This is a genomic window from Achromobacter ruhlandii, assembly GCF_002082135.1.
GTDB classification, from domain to species: Bacteria; Pseudomonadota; Gammaproteobacteria; order Burkholderiales; family Burkholderiaceae_B; genus Achromobacter; species Achromobacter ruhlandii.
Window position 1 is genome coordinate 687,730 of the sequence record NZ_CP017433.1, and the last position, 6,000, is coordinate 693,729.

Genomic DNA, 6,000 nt, shown 5'->3' on the forward strand with positions numbered 1-6,000 from the left:
GCGGTAACCAACCTCTGGAGCGATCCGGGGCTGCTGCAAAGTGAAGCGATTCACGAAGTGGTGGGGTTGCAAGATAGAGTGCAAATTAGGCAAAAGCCGGTTGCATAATCTGCAAAAGTTGTGTTATAGTTTCAGGCTTGGCGGTTACCGAAAAATTAGGGTTAACCCTGATATTTCGATAGCTGCTAAAGAGAAAGCCGGGCGCGAGCCTGGTGAGACCTGAAGGGGTCGTAGGCAAGGCAGCGAAGTGAAGCAAACAACGCTGACTTGACAAACGATAAAAACTTCTTCATAATCTCGTTTCTCTGCTGCTGACACAGCGATCGACGCGAAAGCGAAATCGCCGAAGAAAGCAGAAGATGCAGCAAGTAGTTTGGTAGTACAGAATTTAGCAGTACCGCTCTTTAACAATTAAACAACCGATAAGTGTGGGCGCTTGATACGAGTGCACAGTGACTGGTTTTTAAAACCCGTCACAAGCACAATGAAATCAAGTGCTCACTAGAAGTGAAGTACCTTAGATGTCAAGTCTAAGCACATACCTCACTTCCTTTGAGTAGCGACGTATGACTCGGTTCTTCGGAACTAAGAAATACGAAACAAATACAGAGATTAAACTGAAGAGTTTGATCCTGGCTCAGATTGAACGCTAGCGGGATGCCTTACACATGCAAGTCGAACGGCAGCACGGACTTCGGTCTGGTGGCGAGTGGCGAACGGGTGAGTAATGTATCGGAACGTGCCCAGTAGCGGGGGATAACTACGCGAAAGCGTAGCTAATACCGCATACGCCCTACGGGGGAAAGCAGGGGATCGCAAGACCTTGCACTATTGGAGCGGCCGATATCGGATTAGCTAGTTGGTGGGGTAACGGCTCACCAAGGCGACGATCCGTAGCTGGTTTGAGAGGACGACCAGCCACACTGGGACTGAGACACGGCCCAGACTCCTACGGGAGGCAGCAGTGGGGAATTTTGGACAATGGGGGAAACCCTGATCCAGCCATCCCGCGTGTGCGATGAAGGCCTTCGGGTTGTAAAGCACTTTTGGCAGGAAAGAAACGTCATGGGCTAATACCCCGTGAAACTGACGGTACCTGCAGAATAAGCACCGGCTAACTACGTGCCAGCAGCCGCGGTAATACGTAGGGTGCAAGCGTTAATCGGAATTACTGGGCGTAAAGCGTGCGCAGGCGGTTCGGAAAGAAAGATGTGAAATCCCAGAGCTTAACTTTGGAACTGCATTTTTAACTACCGGGCTAGAGTGTGTCAGAGGGAGGTGGAATTCCGCGTGTAGCAGTGAAATGCGTAGATATGCGGAGGAACACCGATGGCGAAGGCAGCCTCCTGGGATAACACTGACGCTCATGCACGAAAGCGTGGGGAGCAAACAGGATTAGATACCCTGGTAGTCCACGCCCTAAACGATGTCAACTAGCTGTTGGGGCCTTCGGGCCTTGGTAGCGCAGCTAACGCGTGAAGTTGACCGCCTGGGGAGTACGGTCGCAAGATTAAAACTCAAAGGAATTGACGGGGACCCGCACAAGCGGTGGATGATGTGGATTAATTCGATGCAACGCGAAAAACCTTACCTACCCTTGACATGTCTGGAATGCCGAAGAGATTTGGCAGTGCTCGCAAGAGAACCGGAACACAGGTGCTGCATGGCTGTCGTCAGCTCGTGTCGTGAGATGTTGGGTTAAGTCCCGCAACGAGCGCAACCCTTGTCATTAGTTGCTACGAAAGGGCACTCTAATGAGACTGCCGGTGACAAACCGGAGGAAGGTGGGGATGACGTCAAGTCCTCATGGCCCTTATGGGTAGGGCTTCACACGTCATACAATGGTCGGGACAGAGGGTCGCCAACCCGCGAGGGGGAGCCAATCCCAGAAACCCGATCGTAGTCCGGATCGCAGTCTGCAACTCGACTGCGTGAAGTCGGAATCGCTAGTAATCGCGGATCAGCATGTCGCGGTGAATACGTTCCCGGGTCTTGTACACACCGCCCGTCACACCATGGGAGTGGGTTTTACCAGAAGTAGTTAGCCTAACCGCAAGGGGGGCGATTACCACGGTAGGATTCATGACTGGGGTGAAGTCGTAACAAGGTAGCCGTATCGGAAGGTGCGGCTGGATCACCTCCTTTCAGAGCTTAGTGCTCGTGTTAAGCGTCCACTCTTATCGGTTGTTTGATATAGCTGGGATCGGTTGTGGGCTTGGGTAGAGGGACTCCTCCCTGTGTCCATGACTTCTGACTACTGATCCGGGAAGGTTTTGGGTCTGTAGCTCAGTCGGTTAGAGCACCGTCTTGATAAGGCGGGGGTCGTTGGTTCGAATCCAACCAGACCCACCAAGTATTCGCAGGTAGAGATGCCGTGAATATGGGGGTGTAGCTCAGCTGGGAGAGCGCCTGCTTTGCAAGCAGGATGTCATCGGTTCGATCCCGTTCACCTCCACCAAGACCTGTGCCTGGTGGGATGTAGAGGCTAACTCATAGCGTCGTGCGGATAATGTCTGCCCGGTCTTATGAGTTAGGTTTTACCTGACAGCTATATTCGTTCTTTAACAATCTGGAAGAAGCACAACGAAATGTGCTCATCGAGTAATCAGCTTGCTGATGAAGATGGGTACGGGTTGTGATTGCATTAATTTTGTTCCAAGTTCTCAAGACTGGGGTGAATAACCTCAGACTGCTTTGAAACTTATGAACGGCACAAACGCTAATACTCAGGTCCTATAGCCTACAGCGTTATAGGATCAAGCGACTAAGTGCATATGGTGGATGCCTTGGCGATCACAGGCGATGAAGGACGTAGTAGCCTGCGAAAAGCTGCGGGGAGCTGGCAAACAAGCTTTGATCCGCAGATGTCCGAATGGGGAAACCCACTGCGCAAGCAGTATCCCTGACTGAATACATAGGTCAGTGGAAGCGAACCGGGTGAACTGAAACATCTCAGTAGCTCGAGGAAAAGAAATCAACCGAGATTCCGAAAGTAGTGGCGAGCGAAATCGGAAGAGCCTTCACGTTTTAGCATGCAAGATAGTCGAACGGAATGGAAAGTCCGGCCGTAGCAGGTGATAGCCCTGTAGACGAAATTTTGTGTGTGGAACTAAGCGTGAGAAAAGTAGGGCGGGACACGTGAAATCCTGTTTGAAGATGGGGGGACCATCCTCCAAGGCTAAATACTCGTGATCGACCGATAGTGAACCAGTACCGTGAGGGAAAGGCGAAAAGAACCCCGGAAGGGGAGTGAAATAGATCCTGAAACCGTATGCATACAAACAGTAGGAGCCTCCTTGTGGGGTGACTGCGTACCTTTTGTATAATGGGTCAGCGACTTACATTCAGTGGCAAGGTTAACCGAATAGGGAAGCCGTAGCGAAAGCGAGTCCGAATAGGGCGATTCAGTCGCTGGGTGTAGACCCGAAACCAGATGATCTATCCATGGCCAGGTTGAAGGCACGGTAACACGTGCTGGAGGACCGAACCCACTAATGTTGAAAAATTAGGGGATGAGCTGTGGATAGGGGTGAAAGGCTAAACAAATCTGGAAATAGCTGGTTCTCTCCGAAAACTATTTAGGTAGTGCCTCAAGTATTACTGCGGGGGGTAGAGCACTGTTATAGCTAGGGGGTCATGGCGACTTACCAAACTATGGCAAACTCCGAATACCCGCAAGTACAGCTTGGGAGACAGAGCACCGGGTGCTAACGTCCGGACTCAAGAGGGAAACAACCCAGACCGCCAGCTAAGGTCCCAAATTATCGCTAAGTGGGAAACGAAGTGGGAAGGCATAGACAGTCAGGAGGTTGGCTTAGAAGCAGCCATCCTTTAAAGAAAGCGTAATAGCTCACTGATCGAGTCGTCCTGCGCGGAAGATGTAACGGGGCTAAGCGATAAACCGAAGCTGCGGGTGTGTACTTTGTACACGCGGTAGGAGAGCGTTCTGTAAGCCTGCGAAGGTGGCTTGTAAAGGCTGCTGGAGGTATCAGAAGTGCGAATGCTGACATGAGTAGCGATAAAGGGGGTGAAAAGCCCCCTCGCCGTAAGTCCAAGGTTTCCTGCGCAACGTTCATCGGCGCAGGGTGAGTCGGCCCCTAAGGCGAGGCAGAGATGCGTAGCTGATGGGAAGCTGGTTAATATTCCAGCACCGTCGTACAGTGCGATGGGGGGACGGATCGCGGAAGATCATCAGGGTGTTGGATGTCCCTGTTGACGTATCGAAGATGGCGCTTAGGCAAATCCGGGCGCGTAAATCAAGGGTACGGCACGAGCGAGCATTGCTTGCGAAGTGATTGGAAGTGGTTCCAAGAAAAGCCTCTAAGCTTCAGCTGTACGAGACCGTACCGCAAACCGACACAGGTGGACGGGATGAATATTCCAAGGCGCTTGAGAGAACTCAGGAGAAGGAACTCGGCAAATTGATACCGTAACTTCGGGAGAAGGTATACCCCGGTAGTGTGAAGCGCCTGCGCGCTTAGCATGATGGGGTCGCAGAGAATCGGTGGCTGCGACTGTTTATTAAAAACACAGCACTCTGCAAAGACGAAAGTCGACGTATAGGGTGTGACGCCTGCCCGGTGCCGGAAGGTTAAGTGATGGGGTGCAAGCTCTTGATCGAAGCCCCGGTAAACGGCGGCCGTAACTATAACGGTCCTAAGGTAGCGAAATTCCTTGTCGGGTAAGTTCCGACCTGCACGAATGGCGTAACGATGGCCACACTGTCTCCTCCTGAGACTCAGCGAAGTTGAAGTGTTTGTGATGATGCAATCTACCCGCGGCTAGACGGCAAGACCCCATGAACCTTTACTGTAGCTTTGCATTGGACTGTGAACCGGCCTGTGTAGGATAGGTGGGAGGCTTTGAAGCGTGGTCGCTAGATCACGTGGAGCCATCCTTGAAATACCACCCTGGTTTGTTTGCGGTTCTAACCTTGGTCCGTTATCCGGATCGGGGACAGTGCATGGTGGGCAGTTTGACTGGGGCGGTCTCCTCCCAAAGTGTAACGGAGGAGTTCGAAGGTACGCTAGGTACGGTCGGAAATCGTGCTGATAGTGCAATGGCATAAGCGTGCTTGACTGTGAGACTGACAAGTCGAACAGGTGCGAAAGCAGGACATAGTGATCCGGTGGTTCTGAATGGAAGGGCCATCGCTCAACGGATAAAAGGTACTCTGGGGATAACAGGCTGATACCGCCCAAGAGTTCATATCGACGGCGGTGTTTGGCACCTCGATGTCGGCTCATCTCATCCTGGGGCTGTAGCCGGTCCCAAGGGTATGGCTGTTCGCCATTTAAAGAGGTACGTGAGCTGGGTTTAAAACGTCGTGAGACAGTTTGGTCCCTATCTGCCGTGGGCGTTGGATACTTGACGGAGCCTGCTCCTAGTACGAGAGGACCGGAGTGGACGTACCTCTGGTGTACCGGTTGTCATGCCAATGGCATTGCCGGGTAGCTAAGTACGGAAGAGATAACCGCTGAAGGCATCTAAGCGGGAAACTCGTCTGAAGATTAGGTATCCCGGGGACTTGATCCCCCTAAAGAGTCGTTCGAGACCAGGACGTTGATAGGTCGGGTGTGGAAGCGCAGTAATGCGTTAAGCTAACCGATACTAATTGCTCGTGAGGCTTGATCCTATAACACTGATGGTTATGACCTGGTGATATAGCGTTCCAAGTGTCGTTCAATACAAAATCTGGCTGCCCCGTCAGCAGCCAGCCAACACCAATTACACCCACTGTGCGGGATCATCGAGCTAGTCTCTGATCCCCCACACGTTGCGCTTCTTCCAAGATTGGAGCGGTTGTCCCTCAAAGACAATCTCTCAACCAGTTACGCCTGACGACCATAGCAAGGTGGTACCACTCCTTCCCATCCCGAACAGGACAGTGAAACGCCTTTGCGCCGATGATAGTGGACGGACGTCTGTGAAAGTAGGTCATCGTCAGGCTTTTATTGCTCAAAACCCCATAGGCTCGCGCCTGTGGGGTTTTGTCTTTGG

The 6,000-nt window shown here is 52.1% G+C and carries 2 tRNA genes and 3 rRNA genes; all 5 read left to right on the top strand.

The annotated features are described in order from the left end of the window. Nucleotides 1–614 precede the first annotated feature (614 nt). The 5 genes from AruCF_RS03170 (at nucleotide 615) to rrf (ending at nucleotide 5,949) form a co-directional block, all read left to right on the top strand. Nucleotides 615–2,145, top strand: a 16S ribosomal RNA gene (locus tag AruCF_RS03170). Nucleotides 2,146–2,275: 130 nt separating this feature from the next. Then, a tRNA-Ile gene (locus tag AruCF_RS03175) sits at nucleotides 2,276–2,352 on the top strand. Nucleotides 2,353–2,382: 30 nt separating this feature from the next. Beyond that, nucleotides 2,383–2,458, top strand: a tRNA-Ala gene (locus AruCF_RS03180). A 296-nt stretch (nucleotides 2,459–2,754) separates the two neighbouring features. Continuing rightward, nucleotides 2,755–5,635: ribosomal RNA gene (locus tag AruCF_RS03185) — 23S ribosomal RNA — on the top strand. 201 nt (nucleotides 5,636–5,836) lie between these two features. Beyond that, a 5S ribosomal RNA gene (rrf, locus tag AruCF_RS03190) occupies nucleotides 5,837–5,949 on the top strand. The 16S, 23S and 5S rRNA genes sit together here with 2 tRNA genes alongside, the layout of an rRNA operon. Nucleotides 5,950–6,000: the final 51 nt, after the last annotated feature.